This is a genomic window from Streptomyces sp. NBC_01116 (assembly GCF_041435495.1).
GTDB lineage: Bacteria > Actinomycetota > Actinomycetes > Streptomycetales > Streptomycetaceae > Streptomyces.
The window spans coordinates 1173352-1197082 of sequence record NZ_CP108644.1; the positions used below are offsets into that span (position 1 = coordinate 1173352).

The window sequence follows — 23731 nt, forward strand, 5'->3', positions numbered from 1 at the left end:
CTCACGCCCGGAAGACGTGCCGGCGGATCGCGGCGGCGTTGGAGAAGATCCGGATGCCCAGCACGACCACCACACCGGTGGAGAGCTGGGCGCCGACACCCAGTTTGTCGCCGAGGAAGACGATCAGCGCGGCCACCACGACGTTGGAGAGGAACGAGACCACGAAGACCTTGTCGACGAAGATGCCGTCGAGCATGGCCCGCAGACCTCCGAACACGGCGTCGAGCGCGGCGACCACCGCGATCGGCAGGTAGGGCTCGACCACCGCCGGTACCTCGGGCCGGACCAACAGTCCGACCACGACTCCCACGACGAGGCCCAGTACGGCGATCACGATGTGCCCTTCCCTGTGTCTGCCGCACCACTGCCGGCGGCCTTCGGCTCTGCTGTACGGACGATGAGGCTCGGCGCGGCCGGAAGCCGCACCTTCGCCTGATCGGAGATGCTGGTGCGGATGTCGAAGCTCTCCTTGAGCGCCTGGAGGTACTGGCCGTCGGCGCTGTCCTGGAAGGCGGTCGCGAGCTTCTTGCCGTCGCCCACCGCGAGCACCGTGTACGGCGGCACGAGCGGTCTGTTGTCGACCAGTATGGCGTCGCCGGCGGCCCGGATGGCCGACAGCGCCGTCAGCCTCTGCCCATTGATGGCGATGGCCTCGGCCCCGGATTCCCACAGGCCGTTGACGACACGCTGCATGTCCCGGTCGCGCACCCGCCCGGTGTCGGCGAAGCCCGTCGACTCACGGGGCCCTCCGCCACCCTGGTCGGTGTCCTTCGCGTCGTCGACGACCAACTGCACGCCCGGGCCCTCGACCGGCGTCGCTCCGGCCAGCAGCGCCACCAGCTGCCCCTGGTCCCCGCCGTGCTGCTCAAGTGCCTTGCGCTGACGTTCGCTCACATCGGTGCGGAGCTCGTCGACCTCGGACTCCAGCGTGTCCGCGGCCTCCGTCTCCGCGTCGATGCGGTCGATCAGCTCCTCGCGCTCCTTGGCGACGACCGGCGCGGAGATCCGCGCCTCCGCGGCACCGAGGGTGACCACGAGGGCGGCCACCACCAGTCCGGCGGCCAGGCCGAGCTTCGACTTGAGCGTACGGGGCAGCCCGGCGCTCCCGTCGGCCCTGCGCCGCGCGGACGCCTCCGCGTACCCGTCGTCGAGGCTGTGGTCCATCACGTTGTTCAGCAGCGACATGGAGGCGTCGGGGCGTGCGGGCGGCGAGGCGGTGCTCCGATCGGGGGACTGCTGCGACATGCCGCACATCGTCGCACGTCATCACGGCTGCCGCCGAATGGCCCCACCGGTGTGCCGCGACGCCCCGGGCCGGGGCGTCGCGGCACACCGTCATGGCGTCACTCTCCGGCGCTGTCCACCACGGCGGCCCACTCGTCGAGCAGTGCCTGGGCCGAGGCGTCGTCCGGGCCTTCCGCCCACAGATGGGTGACGGCCTCCGCCCGGTCGGGCAGGACCATGATCCACCGTCCGTCCGCCTCGACCACACGGACCCCGTCCGTGGTGTCCACGCTGCGGTCACCGGCCGCTTCGACGACCCGGCGCATGACGAGCCCCTTGACGGCCCAGGGCGTCGCGAGGTCGCGGCGCAGGACATGCGCCCGGGGAATCCGGGCGTCGATCTGGCTCAGGGTGAGCTGGGTGCGCGCGACGAGCCCGATCAGCCGGACGAAGGCGGCGGTCCCGTCGAAGACGCTGCTGAATTCGGGAACGATGAACCCTCCGCGCCCGTCTCCTCCGAAGATGGTGTCCTCTTCACGGCCCACCCGGGTCAGATCGTCGGGCGAGGTGGTCGTCCACTCCACCTGGGTGCCGTGGTAGGCCGCCACCTGTTCGGCGACGCGTGTGGTCGTGACGGGCAGGGCGACCCGACCACTGCGCCGCTCGGCGGCGACGAGATCCAGGAGGACCAGCAGGGCCCTGTCGTCCTCGATGATCCGGCCCAGTTCGTCGACGAGGGAGAGCCGCTCGCCCACCGGGTCGAACCGCACTCCGAAGGCCGCCCGCGCGGAGGACACGATCTCCCCGAGCCGTACGAGACCGGCCCGCCGGGTGTCGGCGGACTCGGTGGGCCGAGCCTCGTCGAGTCCGGGGTTGATGGTCAGCGCGTCCACGCCGAGCCGCCCGAGCAGGCTGGGCAGGACGAGCCCGGCGCTGCCGTTGGAGGCGTCGACGACGACCTTGAGGCCGGAGTCCGCGATGCCGTCGACGTCGACGTTCCGCAGGAGGGAGCCGGTGTACGAGTCGAACACGCTGGACGGGAAGTGCAGGTCCCCGATCTCGCCGGGGAAGGCCCTGCGGTACTCCTGGCGCGCGTAGACGCGGTCGAGCTTGCGCTGCTGTGCCTGCGAGAGGTCCGCGCCCCGCTCGTCGATGAACATGATGTCCACCGAGTCGGGCACTCCGGGCGACGTACGGATCATGATGCCGCCGGCACTGCCGCGGGCGGTCTGCTGGCGCGCCACGGGCAGGGGGACGTTCTCCAGGTCCCGCACGTCGATGGCGCTGGCCTGGAGGGCCGAGATGACGGCCCTCTTGAGGGCGCGGGCGCCTCGGGAGTGGTCACGTGCGGTCGTGACCGTCGAGCCCTTCTTCAGGGTAGTGGCGTAGGCGCCGGCCAGCCGTACGGCCAGTTCGGGGGTGATCTCGACGTTCAGGATCCCGGAGACCCCGCGCGCCCCGAAGAGGTGCGCCTGTCCGCGGGACTCCCAGATCACCGAGGTGTTGACGAACGCGCCGGCCTCGATCGTCTTGAACGGGTACACCCGGACGTTGCCCTGGATGATCGACTCCTCGCCGACCAGGCATTCGTCCCCGATGACGGCGCCGTCCTCGATCCGGGCCGCGCGCATGATGTCGGTGTTCTTGCCGACGACGCAGCCCCGGAGGTTGCTGTGCTGCCCGATGTAGACGTTGTCGTGCACCACGGCCCGGTGGAGGAAGGCGCCCGTCTTGACGACGACGTTCGACCCCACGACCGTGTGCTCGCGGATCTCGACGTCCGCCTCGACCTTGGCGTAGTCGCCGATGTAGAGCGGCCCGCGCAGCACGGCGTCGGGGTGGACCTCGGCGCCTTCGGCGACCCATACGCCGGGCGAGATCTCGAAGCCGTCGAGCTCCACGTCGACCTTGCGCTCCAGGACGTCCGCCTGCGCCTTCACATAGCTCTCGTGGGTGCCCACGTCTTCCCAGTAGCCCTCGGCGATATAGCCGTAGATGGGCTTGCCCTCCTTCATCAGCTGAGGGAAGACGTCACCGGACCAGTCGACCGAGGTGTCGGCCTGGACGTAGTCGAATACTTCGGGCTCCATGACGTAGATGCCCGTGTTCACGGTGTCCGAGAAGACCTGTCCCCAGGTCGGCTTCTCCAGGAACCGCTCGACCTGGCCGTCCTCGTCCACGATGGTGATCCCGAATTCCAGCGGATTGGGAACCCTGGTCAGGCAGACCGTGACGAGGCCGCCCTTTTCCTTGTGGAACGCGATGAGGTCGGTGAGGTCGAAGTCGGTGAGCGCGTCACCGGAAATGACGAGGAACGTGTCGTCCTTCAACGCCTCTTCGGCGTTCTTCACGCTGCCCGCGGTGCCGAGTGGCTTCTCCTCGTTGGCATAGGTGAGCTCCATCCCGAGCTCCTCGCCGTCCCCGAAGTAATTCTTGACGAGGGACGCGAGGAACTGGACGGTCACTACGGTTTCGCTGAGCCCATGCCGCTTGAGCAGCCGCAGGACGTGCTCCATGATCGGCCTGTTGGCCACGGGCAGGAGCGGCTTGGGCATGCTCGAGGTCATGGGGCGAAGGCGTGTGCCCTCGCCGCCAGCCATCACGACGGCCTTCATGTCGGAAACGTCCTCCTAAAAGAGACGACGGTTAGCCGAGATCGCCCGTCGGGCATCATTCACACTGTCTGCCGCGGGCCGGCCACACTGCGCGGCACCGCATCAACGAGCTCAATCGGCTACTGCGTCCGCCTTCACGATCCGGCGGACCTGAACCACATAGAGGATTCCTGCCCACCAATAGAGCGTTGTACCCCATCCTGCGAACGCCCATCCGAAAACGGCGGCCAGTGTGGCCAGCCAACCACTCCCGTCGCTGAGCAGCAACAAGGGGAACGCGTACATCAGGTTGAAGGTTGCAGCTTTTCCGAGGAAGTTCACCTGCGGGGGCGGATAGCCGTGGCGTCGCAGGATGGCCACCATCACCAGGAGCATCAGCTCCCGGGCGAGAAGCGCCGCGGTGACCCAGAGGGGCAGGATCTCCCGCCAGGTGAGGCCCACAAGGGTGGAAAGGATGTAGAGGCGGTCAGCCGCCGGGTCCAGGAGCCGGCCGAGGCTGCTGATCTGGTTCCACTTGCGGGCGAGCTTCCCGTCGAGGTAGTCGCTGATGCCACTGAGCATCAGTACCAGCAGCGCCCAGTTGTCGCTGTTGGGCCCTCCGAACACGGGGCGAAGAATCAGCCACAGGAAGAGCGGTACCCCGACAAGGCGAGCCATGCTGAGGATGTTGGGGATGGTGAGGACCCGGTCCGTCTGGACCCGAGTCTCCTGGACCTCCACCCGGGGGCCTCCTGTGAAGAACGTGCCAATGATGCCCCCTGACCCTACCCTCAGCTTCCCCCGTCCGGCGCACGGGGGTGGAGGTCGAAGACGGTCCCGGAACGCAGGAAAGCCCCGCACCAAAAGGTGCGGGGCTTTCCCGGAAAAATTGTTCGGCGGCGTCCTACTCTCCCACAGGGTCCCCCCTGCAGTACCATCGGCGCTGAAAGGCTTAGCTTCCGGGTTCGGAATGTAACCGGGCGTTTCCCTAACGCAATGACCACCGAAACACTATGAAATTAACCAACACCGGAAAAACACGGCCGTTCGTTATTTCAGAACTAACACAGTGGACGCGAGCAACTGAGGACAAGCCCTCGGCCTATTAGTACCAGTCAGCTCCACCCCTTACAGGGCTTCCACATCTGGCCTATCAACCCAGTCGTCTACTGGGAGCCTTAACCCTTCAAGAGGGTGGGAATACTCATCTCGAAGCAGGCTTCCCGCTTAGATGCTTTCAGCGGTTATCCTTTCCGAACGTAGCCAACCAGCCATGCCCTTGGCAGGACAACTGGCACACCAGAGGTTCGTCCGTCCCGGTCCTCTCGTACTAGGGACAGCCCTTCTCAATATTCCTACGCGCACAGCGGATAGGGACCGAACTGTCTCACGACGTTCTAAACCCAGCTCGCGTACCGCTTTAATGGGCGAACAGCCCAACCCTTGGGACCGACTCCAGCCCCAGGATGCGACGAGCCGACATCGAGGTGCCAAACCATCCCGTCGATATGGACTCTTGGGGAAGATCAGCCTGTTATCCCCGGGGTACCTTTTATCCGTTGAGCGACAGCGCTTCCACAAGCCACTGCCGGATCACTAGTCCCGACTTTCGTCCCTGCTCGACCCGTCGGTCTCACAGTCAAGCTCCCTTGTGCACTTACACTCAACACCTGATTGCCAACCAGGCTGAGGGAACCTTTGGGCGCCTCCGTTACTCTTTAGGAGGCAACCGCCCCAGTTAAACTACCCATCAGACACTGTCCCTGATCCGGATCACGGACCCAGGTTAGACATCCAGCACGACCAGAGTGGTATTTCAACGACGACTCCACAACCACTGGCGTGGCCGCTTCAAAGTCTCCCACCTATCCTACACAAGCCGAACCGAACACCAATATCAAACTATAGTAAAGGTCCCGGGGTCTTTCCGTCCTGCTGCGCGAAACGAGCATCTTTACTCGTAGTGCAATTTCACCGGGCCTATGGTTGAGACAGTCGAGAAGTCGTTACGCCATTCGTGCAGGTCGGAACTTACCCGACAAGGAATTTCGCTACCTTAGGATGGTTATAGTTACCACCGCCGTTTACTGGCGCTTAAGTTCTCAGCTTCGCCACCCCGAAAGGCAGCTAACCGGTCCCCTTAACGTTCCAGCACCGGGCAGGCGTCAGTCCGTATACATCGCCTTACGGCTTCGCACGGACCTGTGTTTTTAGTAAACAGTCGCTTCTCGCTGGTCTCTGCGGCCACCCCCAGCTCAAGCAGCAAGTGCTATCACCAGTGATGGCCCCCCTTCTCCCGAAGTTACGGGGGCATTTTGCCGAGTTCCTTAACCATAGTTCACCCGAACGCCTCGGTATTCTCTACCTGACCACCTGAGTCGGTTTAGGGTACGGGCCGCCATGAAACTCGCTAGAGGCTTTTCTCGACAGCATAGGATCATCCACTTCACCACAATCGGCTCGGCATCAGGTCTCACCCTTAACGTGTGACGGATTTGCCTACCACACGGGCTACACCCTTACCCCGGGACAACCACCGCCCGGGCTGGACTACCTTCCTGCGTCACCCCATCGCTTACCTACTACAAGTCTGGTTCATCGGCTCCACCACTACCCTCAACTCCGAAGAGATCGGGCCGGCTTCACGGACTTAGCATCGCCTGATTCAGTACTGGGCGTTTCAAAGCGGGTACCGGAATATCAACCGGTTGTCCATCGACTACGCCTGTCGGCCTCGCCTTAGGTCCCGACTTACCCTGGGCAGATCAGCTTGACCCAGGAACCCTTAGTCAATCGGCGCACACGTTTCTCACGTGTGTATCGCTACTCATGCCTGCATTCTCACTCGTGAACCGTCCACAACTCGCTTCCGCGGCTGCTTCACCCGGCACACGACGCTCCCCTACCCATCCGTACTCCCGTTGGGGATATATGTACGAATGACACGACTTCGGCGGTACGCTTGAGCCCCGCTACATTGTCGGCGCGGAATCACTTGACCAGTGAGCTATTACGCACTCTTTCAAGGGTGGCTGCTTCTAAGCCAACCTCCTGGTTGTCTCTGCGACTCCACATCCTTTCCCACTTAGCGTACGCTTAGGGGCCTTAGTCGATGCTCTGGGCTGTTTCCCTCTCGACCATGGAGCTTATCCCCCACAGTCTCACTGCCGCGCTCTCACTTACCGGCATTCGGAGTTTGGCTAAGGTCAGTAACCCGGTAGGGCCCATCGCCTATCCAGTGCTCTACCTCCGGCAAGAAACACACGACGCTGCACCTAAATGCATTTCGGGGAGAACCAGCTATCACGGAGTTTGATTGGCCTTTCACCCCTAACCACAGGTCATCCCCCAGGTTTTCAACCCTGGTGGGTTCGGTCCTCCACGAAGTCTTACCTCCGCTTCAACCTGCCCATGGCTAGATCACTCCGCTTCGGGTCTAGAGCGTGCAACTCAATCGCCCTGTTCGGACTCGCTTTCGCTACGGCTTCCCCACACGGGTTAACCTCGCTACACACCGCTAACTCGCAGGCTCATTCTTCAAAAGGCACGCAGTCACGACTGCATGTGCAAGCACATACAGCGACGCTCCCACGGCTTGTAGGCACACGGTTTCAGGTACTATTTCACTCCGCTCCCGCGGTACTTTTCACCATTCCCTCACGGTACTATCCGCTATCGGTCACCAGGGAATATTTAGGCTTAGCGGGTGGTCCCGCCAGATTCACACGGGATTTCTCGGGCCCCGTGCTACTTGGGTGTCTCTCAAACGAGCCGTTGATGTTTCAGCTACGGGGGTCTTACCCTCTACGCCGGACCTTTCGCATGTCCTTCGCCTACATCAACGGTTTCTGACTCGTCCCACAGCCGGCAGACTGTGAAAGAGAGATCCCACAACCCCGCATGCGCAACCCCTGCCGGGTATCACACGCATACGGTTTGGCCTCATCCAGTTTCGCTCGCCACTACTCCCGGAATCACGGTTGTTTTCTCTTCCTGAGGGTACTGAGATGTTTCACTTCCCCTCGTTCCCTCCACACTGCCTATGTGTTCAGCAGCGGGTGACAGCCCATGACGACTGCCGGGTTTCCCCATTCGGAAACCCCCGGATCAAAGCTTGGTTGACAGCTCCCCGGGGACTATCGTGGCCTCCCACGTCCTTCATCGGTTCCTGGTGCCAAGGCATCCACCGTGCGCCCTTAAAAACTTGGCCACAGATGCTCGCGTCCACTGTGCAGTTCTCAAACAACGACCAGCCACCCATCACCCCACCCCTAAGGGCGAGTTCACTGGGGCCGGCAACCGAAGGACAGACTCAAACGAGCCCGTACCCTCAGATACCCAACAACGTGCCCGACACGACCAACCCGTTCCCGTTTTCCACGCCGAAGCAGTACTCACGAAACCGTGCTCATCGTGCCGAATAGTCAACGTTCCACCCATGAGCAACCAGCACCGAACATTCGCCGGTGTACTGGCCTCTGACCAAGCGAACCTGGTAAGAAGTGCTCCTTAGAAAGGAGGTGATCCAGCCGCACCTTCCGGTACGGCTACCTTGTTACGACTTCGTCCCAATCGCCAGTCCCACCTTCGACAGCTCCCTCCCACAAGGGGTTGGGCCACCGGCTTCGGGTGTTACCGACTTTCGTGACGTGACGGGCGGTGTGTACAAGGCCCGGGAACGTATTCACCGCAGCAATGCTGATCTGCGATTACTAGCAACTCCGACTTCATGGGGTCGAGTTGCAGACCCCAATCCGAACTGAGACCGGCTTTTTGAGATTCGCTCCGCCTCGCGGCATCGCAGCTCATTGTACCGGCCATTGTAGCACGTGTGCAGCCCAAGACATAAGGGGCATGATGACTTGACGTCGTCCCCACCTTCCTCCGAGTTGACCCCGGCAGTCTCCTGTGAGTCCCCATCACCCCGAAGGGCATGCTGGCAACACAGAACAAGGGTTGCGCTCGTTGCGGGACTTAACCCAACATCTCACGACACGAGCTGACGACAGCCATGCACCACCTGTATACCGACCACAAGGGGGGCACCATCTCTGATGCTTTCCGGTATATGTCAAGCCTTGGTAAGGTTCTTCGCGTTGCGTCGAATTAAGCCACATGCTCCGCTGCTTGTGCGGGCCCCCGTCAATTCCTTTGAGTTTTAGCCTTGCGGCCGTACTCCCCAGGCGGGGAACTTAATGCGTTAGCTGCGGCACCGACGACGTGGAATGTCGCCAACACCTAGTTCCCAACGTTTACGGCGTGGACTACCAGGGTATCTAATCCTGTTCGCTCCCCACGCTTTCGCTCCTCAGCGTCAGTAATGGCCCAGAGATCCGCCTTCGCCACCGGTGTTCCTCCTGATATCTGCGCATTTCACCGCTACACCAGGAATTCCGATCTCCCCTACCACACTCTAGCTAGCCCGTATCGAATGCAGACCCGGGGTTAAGCCCCGGGCTTTCACATCCGACGTGACAAGCCGCCTACGAGCTCTTTACGCCCAATAATTCCGGACAACGCTTGCGCCCTACGTATTACCGCGGCTGCTGGCACGTAGTTAGCCGGCGCTTCTTCTGCAGGTACCGTCACTTTCGCTTCTTCCCTGCTGAAAGAGGTTTACAACCCGAAGGCCGTCATCCCTCACGCGGCGTCGCTGCATCAGGCTTTCGCCCATTGTGCAATATTCCCCACTGCTGCCTCCCGTAGGAGTCTGGGCCGTGTCTCAGTCCCAGTGTGGCCGGTCGCCCTCTCAGGCCGGCTACCCGTCGTCGCCTTGGTAGGCCATTACCCCACCAACAAGCTGATAGGCCGCGGGCTCATCCTTCACCGCCGGAGCTTTTAACCCCGTCCCATGCGGGACAGAGTGTTATCCGGTATTAGACCCCGTTTCCAGGGCTTGTCCCAGAGTGAAGGGCAGATTGCCCACGTGTTACTCACCCGTTCGCCACTAATCCACCCCGAAAGGCTTCATCGTTCGACTTGCATGTGTTAAGCACGCCGCCAGCGTTCGTCCTGAGCCAGGATCAAACTCTCCGTGAATGTTTACCCGTAATCGGGTGCACACATCACGAGAGCGGAACAACCGGTCGGAATAAGACCCGTTGTTCACAGCGTCCTCGCTGTGTAATTGCCTGCCGGCCACCGAAGTGGACCCGCAGGACTTTCAAAGGAACCACCAACCTGCCGAAGCAGGCCGGGGTATCAACATATCTGGCGTTGACTTTTGGCACGCTGTTGAGTTCTCAAGGAACGGACGCTTCCTTCGGTCCCGTGTCACCGGGGCCCTCCGGGCGCTTCCCTTCGTTTACTTCTTTTGTCTCGCTGTCTTGCGTTTCCGACTCTATCAGACTCTTTCGCGTCCGATTCCCGGTCGAAGCGGGACTTGCTTTTCGCTTTCAGGTAATTCGCTTTCGCGCCTTCCCTTTCGGCGAGTCCGACTCTATCAGGCCTTTCCTGTCCCCTTGACCACGTCCTGCGGGCATGCCGAAGGAAGGTTGAAGGTTAGGATCTGGGCTTGAAGGTCGCCGCCGACCCTCGACTCAAAGTCGCGTTTGGGTCAGGCAGGAGTACGACAGTACAGGTCTCGGGGAGTCGAGGCAAATCGTTTCTGGTGCACCCCTAGGTCCGCCAAGCGGTAGGTCTCGGGCGGAACCGGGACTTCATATGACTTACTCTGCTGAGCAGTACGCCGTCCCCCATCAGTCGCGGCGGCGACACCTGAATCTCCACCCCCTGGGAGGCTCCCCATGACCAACGTGACGTCCCCTCTTGCTGGACGCGCCATCGGACTCACCGCGGTTCCCGACCCGGTCTTCTCGGGCGCGATGGTCGGTCCCGGCACCGCCATCGACCCCGTGCGTGAGCCCTCCGAGGCCGTGTCCCCGGTCGACGGCATCGTCGTATCCCTGCACCCCCACGCGTTCGTCGTCGTCGACGCGGACGGCCACGGGGTCCTGACGCACCTCGGCATCGACACCGTCCAGCTCAACGGCGAGGGCTTCGAGCTCCTCGTGAACAAGGGGGACACGGTGACCCGCGGCCAGAGCATCGTGCGCTGGGACCCGGTCGCCGTCGAGGCCGCAGGCAAATCACCCATCTGTCCGATCGTGGCCCTGGAGGCCACCGCCGAGTCGCTCTCCGAGGTCCGTGAGGACGGGGACGTGAAGGTCGGCGACCCGCTGTTCGGCTGGCAGTGACGCCTCGGGCGCAGTGACAAGCCAGTTGCACAACCACCGCGGTGACTCGGTCGCCGCACAACCGGAGACGGGTGAAATGGAGACAACGCTGCGAGGCGTCGGCGTGAGCCACGGTGTGGCCATCGGCGAGGTTCGGCACATGGGTACGGCGGTGCTGGAGCCGCCCGCCAAATCGATTCCCGCCGAGGAGGCCGGCCGCGAACAGGGGCGCGCCAGGCAGGCGGTGGAAGCGGTCGCCGCGGATCTGATCGCGCGCGGCAACCTGGCAGGCGGCGAGGCACAGCACGTGCTCGAGGCGCAGGCCATGATGGCGCAGGACCCCGAGCTGATGTCCGACGTCGATCGGCGCATCGCCGTGGGCAGCACCGCCGAGCGTGCGGTGTACGACGCGTTCGCCGCGTACCGGGCGCTGCTCGCCAATGCCGGGGAGTACCTGGCGGGGCGGGTCGCGGACCTCGACGACGTACGGAACCGGATCGTGGCGCGGCTGCTCGGTGTGCCGATGCCCGGCGTGCCGGACAGCGACGAGCCGTATGTGCTGATCGCGCGCGACCTCGCGCCGGCCGACACCGCGCTCCTCGACCCGACTCTGGTGCTCGGCTTCGTCACCGAGGAGGGCGGGCCGACCAGCCACAGCGCGATCCTGGCGCGGGCGCTCGGCGTTCCCGCCGTGGTGGCGCTGCCAGGCGCCGGTGAGTTGGCCGAGGGCACGGTCGTCGCGGTGGACGGCAGCACGGGCGAGATCTTCGTCGACCCGAGCGACGAGAAGCGCGCCGAGCTGGAGAGCGCAGCCGCCGCTCGTAGGGCGGCGCTGTCCGCCTCGACCGGTCCCGGCGCCACGTCGGACGGGCACAAGGTGCCGCTGCTCGCCAATGTCGGCGGTCCGGGCGATGTGCCCGCGGCGGTCGAGGCGGGGGCGGAGGGCGTCGGGCTGTTCCGGACCGAGTTCCTGTTCCTGGACGACAGCAAGCAGGCTCCTTCCGAGGAGAAGCAGGTCGCGGCCTACCGCGCGGTGCTGGAGGCATTCCCCGAGGGGCGTGTCGTCGTGCGCGTGCTGGACGCCGGCGCCGACAAGCCGCTGGACTTCCTGACGCCGGCCGACGAGCCGAACCCGGCGCTCGGCGTCCGTGGGCTGCGGAGCCTGCTGGACCACCCCGAGGTGCTGCGTACCCAGCTGACCGCGCTGGCGAAGGCCGCCGAGGGGCTGCCGGTGTACCTGGAGGTCATGGCCCCCATGGTGGCCGACCGCATCGACGCCAAGGCGTTCGCGGACGCGTGCCGCGAGGCCGGGCTGCGGGCGAAGTTCGGCGCGATGGTGGAGATTCCGTCGGCCGCTCTGCGGGCGCGGTCGATCCTCCAGGAGGTGGAGTTCCTGTCGTTGGGCACCAACGACCTGGCGCAGTACACCTTCGCGGCCGACCGTCAGGTGGGAGCGGTGTCGCGGCTCCAGGATCCGTGGCAGCCGGCGCTGCTGGATCTCGTGGCGCTGTCCGCCGACGCGGCCCGTGCCGAGGGCAAGAGCTGTGGTGTCTGCGGTGAGGCGGCGGCGGATCCGCTGCTGGCCTGTGTGCTGACGGGTCTGGGTGTCACCTCCCTATCGATGGGCGCCGCGTCGATTCCCTACGTACGGGCCACGCTGGCCAAGTACACGCTGGCGCAGTGCGAGCGGGCGGCGAACGCCGCTCGTGCGGCGGACTCGGCCGACGAGGCGCGCAGCGCCGCTCAGGCTGTGCTGTCCGGCGAGTAGCCGGATTCCTGTAGGGCCAGGTCCAGGAGGGGCTTTCCGCCGGGTGGCGGGAAGCCCCTCCTGCTGTGTGGTTGCCGTGTGTCAGTGGTGGGGCTCCGCCGGGTCCGCTCCGATGTCGAATCCCGCGCAGTACTCCACGCCGGATTCCGGGGAGACGGGCTCTCCGGTGTCGGCGTCGGTGCAGTAGGCGTTGAAGACCTCGCCCGCCGTGAGCGGGGCGAGGGCGCCGTGGGCCAGGCGCCAGCCGTGGACGCGGTCCGGGCTGTCGGGGGCGCTGGTGCGCAGGACGACTCCCCCGCGCGATTCCAGGGCGATGGCCACCGCGAGGACGGTGGCGAACTCCGCTCCCTCCGTGCTGTCGAGGCGGGCCGGTCCCGTGGGGTCGCGGTGGGTGTGGAGCACGGCCAGGAGCTGGTCGTGCTCCGTCGGGGTGCTGCACACCAGGTGGTGGGTGCCTGGTCCCGCCGTTTCCAGCAGGCGCATGAGGAGGTGGGAGGCGCGGTCGAAGGCCGCGCGTCCGATGTCCTGGCCGCAGTCGGCGCAGGCGCCGAGGTCGGTGAGGAGAAGGGTGGCGTACTCCCAGGTGGCCCGGCGGACCGCACGGGAGACGAGGACGGGGATGAGGTCGCTCAGGCGTTGGCCGGTGTAGGTGACCGTGGCTCCGGCGGCGGCGATCTCCGCGGTGAAGCGGCTGCGGCTGGCGCCGGTGTCGGCGTCGAGGCCCGACTCGGCGCAGAACTCCGCGTAGTCCTCCGGGTCGAAGAGGGCGACGGTGGTGTGCACGCCTTGGGCCGCGAGCGCTTTGAGCAGGCCCTCGACCTGCTGGAGGTAGACGGTGTGGTCGTCGAAGGCGAAGGTGCGGTAGCGCCGCATGGCCGCGAAGTCCTGTGCGTCGGCGAGGAGGCCGATCGTGCTGGGTGCTTCGCGGCGCAGTGTGCGTCGCATGGTGGTGCCGGTGCCGTGCTCCGTGTGGTGGGTGGTGCTGTTCTCGGTGTGGCCGGTCTGCGCCATGTGTCCCCCTGTGCGCGGTGAATCCTTGCTCACTCAGCGTAATCAGGGGGACTGACAAGCGGGCTGCCCGGCGGTCCAGGTGTACTGGCCCGCAGGGCAGCCGCCAGTTCGACGACAGGACCTAAGGGCTGTCCCGCGATTCCCGGCGGGCGCACGACGACAGCTACGGCACCTCGCCGCGTTGTCGGAACATCCCCATACATCCAGTATGCGGACGCCCCTCCGCCTGGCGACGCACCGCATCCGACGCCGCACGCTGATCCACCGGGAATCGCGGGACAGCCCTTAGCGGCGTCGGGTCGCGGCCAGTTCGGCGTAGAAGTGGAGGAGGTCGAGGTTGTCGACGGAGCCCGGGTTGACCGCCTTGGCCAGTTCGGTTCCCTGGAGGAGCCGCTTGACCGGAACCTCGATGCGCTTGCCGGTGAGGGTGTGCGGGATCGCGGGGACCTCGATGACCTCGTCGGGTACGTGGCGCGGGGAGAGGTTCTCGCGGATGGTCCGCTTGATCGCGGCGCGCAGGTCGTCGTCGAGGGTCGCGCCGTCGGCGAGGTGGACGAAGAGCGGCATCCAGTAGCCGCCGTCGGGTTCTTCGAGACCGATGACGAGGGATTCGCGGATCTCGGGGAGCCGTTCGACGGCCTCGTAGATGTCGGCGGAGCCCATGCGGACGCCCTGGCGGTTCAGGGTGGAGTCGGAGCGGCCGTGGATGATCACCGAGCCGCGGTCGGTGAGGGTGATCCAGTCCCCGTGCCGCCAGACGCCGGGGTAGGTGTCGAAGTAGCTGTCGTGGTAGCGGCTGCCGTCGGGGTCGTTCCAGAAGCGGATCGGCATGGACGGGAGCGGGTTGGTGACGACGAGTTCGCCGACCTCGCCGATGAGGGGTTTGCCGGACGGGTCCCAGGACTGGAGGTCGGTGCCGAGGCAGGGGGCCTGGAGTTCGCCGATGTGGACGGGGAGGGTGGGGACGGCTCCGGCGAAGCAGCTGCAGACGTCGGTGCCGCCGCTGACGGAGGCGATCCAGAGGTCTTCGGCGACCTCGTCGTGGAGCCAGCGGAAACCGTCGGGCGGGAGCGGGGAGCCGGTGGTGGCGACGCACTGGACGCGGGAGAGGTCGAAGTCGCGGCCGGGGTGGACGCCGGCCTTGCGGCAGGCCATGACGTACGCGGCGGAGGTTCCGTAGAGCGTCGCGCCGGTCTGTTCGGCGACCCGCCACTGGGCCTGGACGTCCGGATAGCCGGGGCTGCCGTCGTACAGGACGACGGTGGTGCCGGTGAGGAGGCCGGAGACGAGGAAGTTCCACATCATCCAGCCGGTGGAGGTGTACCAGAAGAAGCGGTCCTCGGGTCCGAGGTCGCAGTGCAGGCCGATCTGCTTGAAGTGTTCGAGCAGGATGCCGCCCTGGGACTGGACGATGGCCTTGGGCAGGCCGGTGGTGCCGGAGGAGTAGAGGACCCAGAGCGGGTGCTCGAAGGGGACCTGTTCGAAGACCGGTTCGGTGTCGGCGGAGGTGAGGGCGGCCCAGGCGAGCGCGCCCTCGGGGGCGTCGGTGCCGAGCAGCGGGATGTGGACGACGGCGCGCAGGGTGGGCAGTTCGCGGCGGAGTTCGGCGACGGTCTCCGTGCGGTCGTGCTCCTTGCCGCCGTAGCGGTAGCCGTCGACGGTGAACAGGACGACGGGTTCGATCTGCTGGAACCGGTCGAGGACGCTGCGGGCGCCGAAGTCGGGGGCGCAGGAGGTCCAGACGCCGCCGACGGCCGCGGTGGCGAGGAAGGCGACGACGGCCTGCGGGATGTTGGGGAGGTAGCCGCTGACGCGGTCGCCGGGGGTGACGCCGAGGGCGCGGAGTTCGGCGGCGAGCGCGCCGACCTGGCGGCGGAGATCCGCCCAGCTGACGGGGGACCGGGTGTGCGTCTCGTCGACGTACAGCAGGGCGGGGGCGTCGGCGCGGGCCGGGTCCTCGGCGGTGCGCAGGGCGTGTTCGGCGTAGTTGAGGGTGGCGCCGGGGAACCAAATGGCGCCGGGCATCGCGCGGTCGCCGATGGCGCTCTCGTACGGGGTGGAGAAGCGGATGTCGAACCATTCGGCGACGGCGCGCCAGAAGGTGTCGAGTTCGTCGACGGACCAGCGGTGCAGGGCCGCGTATCCGCCCTCGGCCGGGGCGCCGTACCGGGTCGCGGCCCACTTCTGGAAGCGGGTGACGGCCGCGGCCTCGATGCGGTCGGGGCCGGGCTGCCAGAGCGGGGCGTCGGGCGTGGCTGCGGTCATGAGGGCTGCTCCCTGGCTGTACGGGTACGCGGGGTGGGCGTGTCGGTGCCGCACGGGCCGGGATGTGCGCGTGGGCGGCTGACACGGACGATGCCATGTGATCGTCCTCGGCACCAGGGTGGCCCCTCCGTCAGGAGGTCCGTCCCTCCCCGGCCGGCATGGGTGAACGGCAGTTGAACGGAAGGTTCTGCGGGTCGGGCGGGTGGCAGGGTGTGCGCCATGGACGGTCGTGACCTGGTGCGTCGGGTGAGATGGGTCGGTTCGCTGCGGGGGCTGCGGACGGTGCGTTCGGCGTGGCGGCGGCGGTCCGCGGACGCCGCGGCGCTGCCGCCGCGCGGGGTGGAGCGGGCCCGGGTGCCCGGTGCGCTGACGGGTGCGGAGCCGGGCCCGGGTGGGGGTGTGGTGCGGTTCGCCCGTTCGGAGCTGCGTATCCGTGTGTCGGTGGGCGGTGCGGTGTTCTGGGCGTGGGACGGGGCTCAGCCGCTGCCGTCGTACGCGGTGGCGGGCGAGGCGCCGGCGCCGGATCCGCGGGCGGTGCTGGAGCCGGACAAGGACGGCGGCTGGCAGGTGGTGTCGGAGCGGCTGACGGTGGTGGTGTCGCGGGCCGGGGCGGTGGAGCTGCGGACGCCGGGCGGGTTGCTGTTGCGGCGGGAGCTGCCGCCGCGCTGGTGGGAGCCGGTGGGCGGGGGGCCGGTGCGGTGGGTGCAGCGGTCCGAGGTGCCGTCCGACGCGCGGTTCTTCGGTCTGGGCGGGCGGGCGGCGGGACCCCGGTTGCGGGACGGGGTGTACGGGCTGTGGAACACCGATCCGGGCGGGCGTTTCGGTCCGGGGGACGATCCGCTGTATCTGACGATGCCGGTGCAGGTGGTGGTGTCGGACGCGGGGACGCATCTGATGTTCCACGACAACAGCTGGGCGGGGCGGGTGGTGCTGCGGGAGGGCGAGGAGGGCGCCGGTTCGGGGCATGACCGGCCGGGCGCCTGCGAGGTGCGGATGGAGGGCGGGCCGCTGCGCTGCTGGGTGGTGGCGGGGACGCCGGCCCGGGTGCTCCAGGGCTGGACGGCGCTGACGGGTGCGCCGGCGCTGCCGCCGTCCTGGGCGTTGGGGCCGCAGCATGCCCGGTGGGGGTTCGGCGGCGAGGTCGAGGTGCGGCGGGTCGTCGACGGGTACCGGGAGCGGGGGCTGCCGCTGTCGGTGCTGCATCTGGACATCGACCACTACGACGCGCACCGGGTGTTCACGGTGGACCGTGAGCGGTTCCCCGCGTTGCCCGCGCTGGCGAAGGAGCTGCGCGGGGACGGGGTGAGGCTGGTGTCGATCGTGGATCCGGCGGTGAAGGCGGAGCCGGGCGAGGCGGTGTTCGACGCGGGGGCGGCGGTCGGGGAGCGGGGGGCGTACGTCCGGGACGCGCGGGGGCGGGTGGTGGTCGGGGAGGTGTGGCCGGGGGCCTCGGTCTATCCGGACTTCACCGATCCGCTTGTGCGGGATTGGTGGGGATCTCTGTACGAGGAACGGCTTGCGCAGGGCTTCTCGGGGGTCTGGCACGACATGAACGAGCCGGTGTCGTTCGCGGCGTTCGGGGATCCGTCGCTGCCGCGTTCGGCGCGGCATGTGCTGGAGGGCGCCGGCGGTGATCATCGGGAGGCGCACAACGTGTACGCCCTGGCGATGGCGCGGGCGGGCCACGAGGGCCTGCTCCGGTGCCGTCCCCAGGAGCGGCCGTTCCTCTTCTCGCGGTCGGGCTGGGCGGGGATGCAGAGGTACGGGGGCACCTGGTCCGGTGATGTGTCGACGGGGTGGCCGGGGCTGCGGGCGTCGTTGTCGCTGGTGGTGGGGCTCGGACTGTGCGGGGTGCCGTACTCGGGTCCGGATGTGGGCGGGTTCGACGGGTTCCCGTCGCCGGAGCTGTATCTGCGGTGGTTCCAGCTGGGGTCGTATCTGCCGTTGTTCCGGACGCATTCGGCGATCGACGCGGGGCGGCGGGAGCCGTGGGAGTTCGGTCCCGAGGTGCTGGAGCACGCGCGGGCGGCGCTGGTGGAGCGGGAGCGGCTGCGCCCGTACTTCGTGACGCTGGCGCAGGTGGCGCGGATGACCGGGGCGCCCTACGTGCGGCCGATGTGGTGGGGCGCACCGGGCGACCGGGCGTTGCGGGAGTGCGAGGACGCGTTCCTGCTGGGCGACGCGCTGCTGGTGGCTCCGGTGCTGGAGGCCGGGGCGCGGCGGCGGGCGGTGCGGCTGCCCCGGGGGCGGTGGTACGACACGGCGACCGGGCGGGCGTACGAGGGGCCGGGCCAGGTCCTCGTCGACGCTCCGCTGTCGCGGGTGCCGGTGCTCGCGAGGGCGGGCGCGGTGATTCCGGTGCGGGGTGCGGACGGCGGCGCGGAGCTGGAGGCGTGGGCGCCCGCGCCGGGGCGTACCGGTGGCGGGCTGGTGGTGCGGGACGCGGGCGACGGGTGGGCGGAGGCGGAGGTCGAACGGTATGTGACACGGTGGGAGGGCGACCGCGTGGTGGTGGAGCGGGACGGCACGGAGGACGGGGTCGACTGTCCGGTACGGGTGCGGGGCGCGCGGGGGCCGGACTAGGGCGGCATAGGGACCGGTGCGTGCGGGTCCGGCGCGGGCCCGGTGGCCTCAGCCGTGGCGGCCGGCGAACCAGGCGTCGGCCGCTTCCGTGTGCAGCGGGAAGGCCAGGGGGCGCGGGCTGTACAGGATGTCGTAGCCGGATGTCTCGTCGGTGGGTGCCGAGGGCGGGAGGCTCGCGAGGGGGCGCGCCGGGAGGAGGCCGAAGACCAGGAGGTGGCCGGCGGTGTCGCTGAGGGTGTCGGCGAGCCGGACGTCCTGCGCGGCGGCCTCGATGCCGGTCTCCTCGCGCAGTTCCCGGGCGACCGCCGCACGCCAGTCCTCGGCGTGGTCGATGAACCCGCCGGGCAGGGCCGTGCCGCCCTTCTGCGGCTCGATGGTGCGGGTGATGACGACGAGTCCGGTGGAGCGCGGGCCGGTGACGGGGAGGAGGGCCACCGCGACGGGGAGGGGGTTGCGGTAGGCGGTGGTTCCGCAGTGCGCGCAGGTGCGGGGCCAGGCATCGGTGGACGGGAGCGCGGTGTACGGGGTTCCGCAGGTGCCGCAGTGGGAGTCCCGTACGTACCGGGGCGGCTGCGGGGCGGTCGGGGATGGGCTGTTGCCGGGTTCGGACACGGGCGGACTGTACCGAACCGGTCTTGCGGCTTTCCGGCCCTTTCGGCTTTTCGGGCCTCTCCGCTTCCCTGGGCGCGACGCCGTGTCCTCTCCCGCGGGCCGCGAAGCTGATAGACGATGTGCCCATGACAGGAATGCGTACCGCTCTGCGTGCTCTGGCCGCCACGGCCGCCGCCCTCCTCGCCGTCACCGCGCTCTCCCCCGCGGCACAGGCGCGCCCCGAACCGAAAGCTCCCGAGGAGTTCGTGGCACTGCGCTCGGTGGACCCGACGGTCATCCAGGAGATGCGCTACACGACGGCGCACACCTTCCTCGGCGAACGGGTGGACGGATACCGGCAGCCGGTCTGCGTGCTGACCCGGCCCGCCGCCCGCGCCCTGCACCTGGCGCAGAAGCGGCTGTCGCGTCAGGGGTACTCGTTGAAGGTGTACGACTGCTACCGGCCGCAGCGGGCCGTGGACCACTTCGTGCGCTGGGCGAAGGACCTCGACGACCAGTCCATGAAGGGGGAGTTCTATCCCCGGGTCGACAAGGGACGGCTGTTCGAGGACGGCTACATCGCGGAGAAGTCCGGGCACAGCCGGGGCAGCACGGTGGACCTGACCCTGGTCCGGCTCCCCGCCCTGCCGACCAGGCCGTACCGTCCGGGCGAGCGCCTGGCCCCGTGCTTCGCGCCGAAGGACGTGCGGTTCCCCGACAACTCGGTGGACATGGGCACCGGTTACGACTGCTTCGACACCCTGTCGCACACGGACGATCCCCGGATCCAGGGACTTCGGCGCGCCAACCGGCAGCTCCTGAAGCGCACGTTGACCGAGGTGGGGTTCGTGAACCTGCCGGAGGAGTGGTGGCACTTCACGTTCACACCCGAGCCGTTCCCGGACACCTACTTCGACTTCCCGGTGCACCGCCGGTCGGTCGCCGGGCACTGACCGGAAACGGTCCGCTCCGCGAGGCGGGGAACGGGCGACCGGGACCACCCCCGTGGGCTCCGGCCGCCCGTTCTTCATCTCGGACGCGAAAGGGGCGTGTTCGGTTGCCGATCGGGCGGCTACGGTGCCCGTATGTCACAGCAGACGTTCGACACGTACGAGGAATTCTGGCCGTACTACGTCGCGATGCACTCCCGGGCCGCCACCCGCTGGGTCCATCTCACCGGCACCCTGACCGGGCTCGCGATCTCCGCGTACGGGCTCGCGCGGGGCCGTAAACGCTATCTGGCCGCCCTGCCGCTGATCGGGTACGGCACGGCGTGGCCCGCCCACTTCCTGATCGAGAAGAACAACCCGGCCACGTTCGGGCATCCGGCGTGGTCGCTGCGCGGGGACGCGCAGATGATCCGGACGATGCTCGCGGGCCGGGACGCGGAGCTGGCGGATACCGCGGCGAAGTGGCTGGCGGAGCACGGCGAGGGCGGGAGCACGGCCGGGAGTGAGCGCGACGGCGGCAGGCTCGGCTGAGGCCCGGCGCGACCGGGGCCGTGGCCGGGGCCTGGACCTGGGCCGGGGCCGGGGCCGGGGAGGGGTCGGGGAGGGGCCGGGGAGGGGCCGGGGAGGGGCCGGGCCAAGACCGACGGGCCGGACCCCTCCCCGGGCGAGGGCGCCCGTGGCACACTTCTGACGTTCCGTCAGATCCAGTGCCGGGAGGGGCTTTGTCGCGCACGCGCATACCCGTGGTGGCCGGTTGGTTCACCGAGGACGCCGCGGAGGAGGACTTCCGGCTGCTGGGCACCCGGTGTTCCGGCTGCCGGTCGGTGCACTTCCCCCGGGAGGACGGCCACTGCCGCAACCCGGGCTGTCCCGGCGGCGAGCTGGAGGAGGCTCCGCTCTCCAAGCGGGGCACGGTGTGGTCCTGCACCGACGGGCGCTACCGGCCCCCTCCCCCGTACGTCAGCGACCCCGAGGCGCCCTGGACTCCGTACACCCTGGTCGCCGTCGAGCTGGCCGCCGAGCGCATGGTGGTGCTGGGGCAGGCCGCCCCGGGGGTGGGCGTGGCCGATCTCCCCGTCGGCTCGGTGGTGGAGGTCGTGCCGGGCGTCCTGGACGAGGACCGGGCGACGGGAGTCGCGCACACGACCTGGCACTGGCGTCCCGTAGCGGCGCGGGGGATCGCCCGGGAGCGGGAGGCCGGTTCATGACCGGCGACGTGGCCGTCCTCGGGACCGGGATGCACCCGTGGGGCAAGTGGGGACGCGGTTTCGTCACGTACGGCCGGATCGCCGCACAGGCCGCCCTCGCGGACGCGGGCATCGGCTGGCCCGAGGTGCGGTCGGTGGTCGGCGCGCAGACGGTGCGCGGGGGCTACCCGGGCTACGTGGCGGGCGCGACGTTCGCCCGGGCGCTCGGCTGGCAGGGGGCGCGGGTGGCGTCCGTGTACGCGGCCTGCGCCTCCGGGGCGCAGGCGATCGACACGGCGCGGGCGCAGATCCTGGCGGGCCTGGCGGACGTGGTGCTGGTGGTGGGTGCCGACGCGGCGCCCAAGGGCTTCTTCGCCCCGGCGGGCGGGGAGCGGCCGGACGACCCGGACTGGCTGCGCTTCCGGGTGCTCGGGGCGACGAATCCGGCGTACTTCGGGCTGTACGCCCGCCGCCGCATGGCGCTGTACGGGGACACCCCGGAGGACTTCGCGCTGGTCAAGGTGAAGAACGCGGCGGCGGGAGCGCTGAACGAGTACGCCCGCTACCGGGCGCCGGTCACCGCCGAGGAGGTCGCCGCCTCCGCGATGGTCGCCGATCCGCTGCGGCTGCTGGACATCTGCGCCACGTCCGACGGGGCCGCCGCCCTGGTGCTGTCCAGCATGGAGTTCGCGCGGCGGCGCGGGGTGCGTGATCCGGTGCGCATCCGGGCCGTCTCCACCGTGACGCCGACGTTCCCGAGGACCGTCCTGGACCTGCCGGACATCGGCACGGACTCGGCGGTGGCCGTGGACCCCTCCCCCGAGAGCTTCCGCGCCTCGATCGCGCGGGCCGCGTACGAGGAGGCGGGGGTCGGACCGGAGGATCTCTCACTGGCCGAGGTCTACGACCTGTCCACGGCCCTGGAACTGGAGTGGTACGAGGACATCGGCCTCTGCGGTCCCGGCGAGGGAGCGAAGCTGCTCCGGACCGGGGCGACCGCCCTGGGCGGCCGGGTCCCGGTGAACGCGAGCGGCGGCCTGGCCTCGTTCGGTGAGGCGGTCCCCGCCCAGGCCGTCGCGCAGGTCTGCGAGCTCACCCGGCAGTTGCGCGGACGGGCCGGGGAGCGGCAGATACCGGGGGCACGGGTCGGCATCACGGCGAACCAGGGGCTGTTCGGGCACGGCTCGGCGGTGGTGGCGGTCCGCTGAGCCCGGCTCCCCGACAGGTTTTCCCTGCCCTTTACTTGACTGGGCGTCACCGCCGCAGAACACTCGGGGCCCGGTCCGCCGGACGACGTGCGGCCCGTACCCCTGTCGGCGGGGGTTCGGGCCGTACGCGTACCCGGGACGCCCCGGCTCAGGTGGCGACGGGTTCGCGGGCCCGTGCCGCGCGCTCCAGGGCGTGCTCCACGACAGCGACCAGGACGTCACGCACGGAGGACCGGTCCCGCGCGTCGCAGACGAGCACCGGGACCTCGGGGTCGAGGTCGAGGGCGGCCTGCACGGTCTTCGTCGGGAACCGCTCGGCGCCCTCGAAGGTGTTGACCGCGACCGTGAACGGGATCCTCCGGCGCTCGAAGTAGTCGACCGCGGCGAAGCAGTCCTCGAGACGGCGGGTGTCGGCGAGGACGACCGCGCCCAGGGAGCCCTGGGCCAGTTCGTCCCACAGGAACCAGAAGCGGTCCTGGCCGGGCGTGCCGAACAGATAGAGGACCAGGTCCTCCCGCAGCGTGATCCGGCCGAAGTCCATCGCGACCGTGGTGGTGGTCTTGGACTCGACCCCCGCCAGATCGTCCACCGGGCGGCCCGCCTCGCTGAGGCGTTCCTCGGTGCGCAGCGGCCTGATCTCGCTGACCGAGCCGACCGCGGTCGTCTTGCCGACGCCGAACCCTCCCGCCACCAGGATCTTGAGGGTGACGGGCTCGACGTGCCGCTGCTTGCGGCGGCTAGAGCGCCCGAAGGCCATTGATAACCTCGCGAAGAATGTTCACGTCCGGCAGCTCGGCCGGCGGAACGGGACGGGTGACGTGCACCAGCTCGTCCTCGACGAGGTCGCCGACCAGGACCCGTACCACCCCTACGGGCAGGTCGAGTTCGGCGGCGAGCTCGGCGATCGACTGGGGCATGTCGCTGCAGAGTTCGACGATCGCCACATGTTCGGGGGCGAGCGTCTGGTCCCGGCCGGGATCGTCGGCGGCCGGTTCCGGCACGACGAGCGCGATCAGGTCGAGGCGGTGACGGGAGGCGCTGCTGGTGCGTCCGCGGGTCATCGCGTACGGGCGGACCACCGGTCCCGCCTCCGCGTCGTACCACCGCGAGGCCTGGGGGTCGACGGACCCGTCCGGGGATCCGGGGCCGGTGCCCCGGGGGGAGTCGGCGCTCAT

At 68.2% G+C, this 23731-nt stretch carries 16 protein-coding genes and 3 rRNA genes; 7 read left to right on the forward strand and 12 right to left on the reverse strand.

Annotation, left to right across the window (positions count from 1 at the left end; all coding sequences use genetic code 11):
• Position 1: 1 nt before the first annotated feature.
• The 7 genes from OG245_RS04950 to OG245_RS04980 form a co-directional block, all read right to left on the reverse strand.
• On the reverse strand, positions 2-334 hold the full coding sequence (locus tag OG245_RS04950; protein ID WP_003970459.1) for a small basic family protein: 333 nt from the start codon (positions 332-334) through the stop codon (positions 2-4).
• On the reverse strand, positions 331-1245 hold the full coding sequence (locus OG245_RS04955) for a DUF881 domain-containing protein (protein ID WP_371622332.1): 915 nt from the start codon (positions 1243-1245) through the stop codon (positions 331-333). The genes OG245_RS04950 and OG245_RS04955 overlap by 4 nt, the downstream gene beginning before the upstream one ends.
• 98 nt (positions 1246-1343) lie before the next feature.
• On the reverse strand, positions 1344-3839 hold the full coding sequence (locus OG245_RS04960; RefSeq protein ID WP_371622333.1) for a sugar phosphate nucleotidyltransferase: 2496 nt from the start codon (positions 3837-3839) through the stop codon (positions 1344-1346).
• 111 nt (positions 3840-3950) lie between these two features.
• Positions 3951-4559, reverse strand: a complete 609-nt coding sequence (locus tag OG245_RS04965; RefSeq protein WP_018957757.1) for a CDP-alcohol phosphatidyltransferase family protein — start codon at positions 4557-4559, stop codon at positions 3951-3953.
• Between the two features lie 150 nt (positions 4560-4709).
• A 5S ribosomal RNA gene (rrf, locus tag OG245_RS04970) occupies positions 4710-4826 on the reverse strand.
• Positions 4827-4903: 77 nt separating this feature from the next.
• A 23S ribosomal RNA gene (locus tag OG245_RS04975) occupies positions 4904-8028 on the reverse strand.
• A gap of 303 nt (positions 8029-8331) precedes the next feature.
• Positions 8332-9857 (reverse strand): 16S ribosomal RNA (locus OG245_RS04980).
• Together the 16S, 23S and 5S rRNA genes form the textbook arrangement of a ribosomal RNA operon.
• A gap of 707 nt (positions 9858-10564) precedes the next feature.
• Between OG245_RS04980 and OG245_RS04985 the strand changes: the two genes are divergently transcribed.
• Together OG245_RS04985 and ptsP are read left to right on the forward strand one after the other, a co-directional pair.
• Complete coding sequence (locus OG245_RS04985) at positions 10565-11014, forward strand: PTS glucose transporter subunit IIA (RefSeq protein WP_371622334.1); 450 nt, start codon at positions 10565-10567, stop codon at positions 11012-11014.
• Positions 11015-11090: 76 nt separating this feature from the next.
• Entirely contained in the window at positions 11091-12761 is a 1671-nt protein-coding gene (ptsP, locus tag OG245_RS04990; RefSeq protein ID WP_371622335.1) for a phosphoenolpyruvate--protein phosphotransferase, read from the forward strand.
• A gap of 81 nt (positions 12762-12842) precedes the next feature.
• On the opposite strand, the gene OG245_RS04995 is transcribed toward ptsP, so the two are convergent.
• Together OG245_RS04995 and OG245_RS05000 are read right to left on the reverse strand one after the other, a co-directional pair.
• Complete coding sequence (locus tag OG245_RS04995; protein WP_371622336.1) at positions 12843-13772, reverse strand: hypothetical protein; 930 nt, start codon at positions 13770-13772, stop codon at positions 12843-12845.
• Positions 13773-14057: 285 nt separating this feature from the next.
• The gene (locus tag OG245_RS05000) at positions 14058-16037 is read right to left on the reverse strand and encodes an acetoacetate--CoA ligase (protein ID WP_371622337.1); all 1980 of its coding nucleotides are present in this window, start codon (positions 16035-16037) and stop codon (positions 14058-14060) included.
• Between the two features lie 219 nt (positions 16038-16256).
• Between OG245_RS05000 and OG245_RS05005 the strand changes: the two genes are divergently transcribed.
• Positions 16257-18620: a glycoside hydrolase family 31 protein gene (locus tag OG245_RS05005; RefSeq protein ID WP_371622338.1), complete on the forward strand. Its 2364-nt coding sequence runs from the start codon at positions 16257-16259 to the stop codon at positions 18618-18620.
• A 48-nt stretch (positions 18621-18668) separates the two neighbouring features.
• Here the strand turns inward: OG245_RS05005 and OG245_RS05010 are convergent, their stop codons facing one another.
• Positions 18669-19232, reverse strand: coding sequence for an NUDIX domain-containing protein (locus tag OG245_RS05010; RefSeq protein WP_371622339.1), 564 nt, complete (start codon positions 19230-19232; stop codon positions 18669-18671).
• Positions 19233-19366: 134 nt separating this feature from the next.
• Between OG245_RS05010 and OG245_RS05015 the strand changes: the two genes are divergently transcribed.
• The 4 genes from OG245_RS05015 (at position 19367) to OG245_RS05030 (ending at position 22556) form a co-directional block, all read left to right on the forward strand.
• On the forward strand, positions 19367-20164 hold the full coding sequence (locus OG245_RS05015; protein ID WP_371627810.1) for a M15 family metallopeptidase: 798 nt from the start codon (positions 19367-19369) through the stop codon (positions 20162-20164).
• Between the two features lie 132 nt (positions 20165-20296).
• Positions 20297-20692, forward strand: coding sequence for an Mpo1-like protein (locus OG245_RS05020; RefSeq protein WP_371622340.1), 396 nt, complete (start codon positions 20297-20299; stop codon positions 20690-20692).
• Positions 20693-20883: 191 nt separating this feature from the next.
• Positions 20884-21369 carry a Zn-ribbon domain-containing OB-fold protein gene (locus OG245_RS05025; RefSeq protein WP_371622341.1) on the forward strand — a complete coding sequence of 162 codons (486 nt, stop codon included), beginning with the start codon at positions 20884-20886 and terminating at the stop codon, positions 21367-21369.
• Positions 21366-22556, forward strand: coding sequence for a lipid-transfer protein (locus OG245_RS05030; protein ID WP_371622342.1), 1191 nt, complete (start codon positions 21366-21368; stop codon positions 22554-22556). Before OG245_RS05025 ends, OG245_RS05030 begins: the two co-directional genes overlap by 4 nt.
• 148 nt (positions 22557-22704) lie before the next feature.
• Here OG245_RS05030 and OG245_RS05035 read toward each other — a convergent pair whose 3' ends face one another.
• Positions 22705-23313 (reverse strand): ATP/GTP-binding protein, encoded by a 609-nt coding sequence (locus tag OG245_RS05035; protein ID WP_371622343.1) that lies wholly within the window; start codon positions 23311-23313, stop codon positions 22705-22707.
• Complete coding sequence (locus OG245_RS05040) at positions 23294-23731, reverse strand: DUF742 domain-containing protein (protein ID WP_365081478.1); 438 nt, start codon at positions 23729-23731, stop codon at positions 23294-23296. The genes OG245_RS05035 and OG245_RS05040 overlap by 20 nt, the downstream gene beginning before the upstream one ends.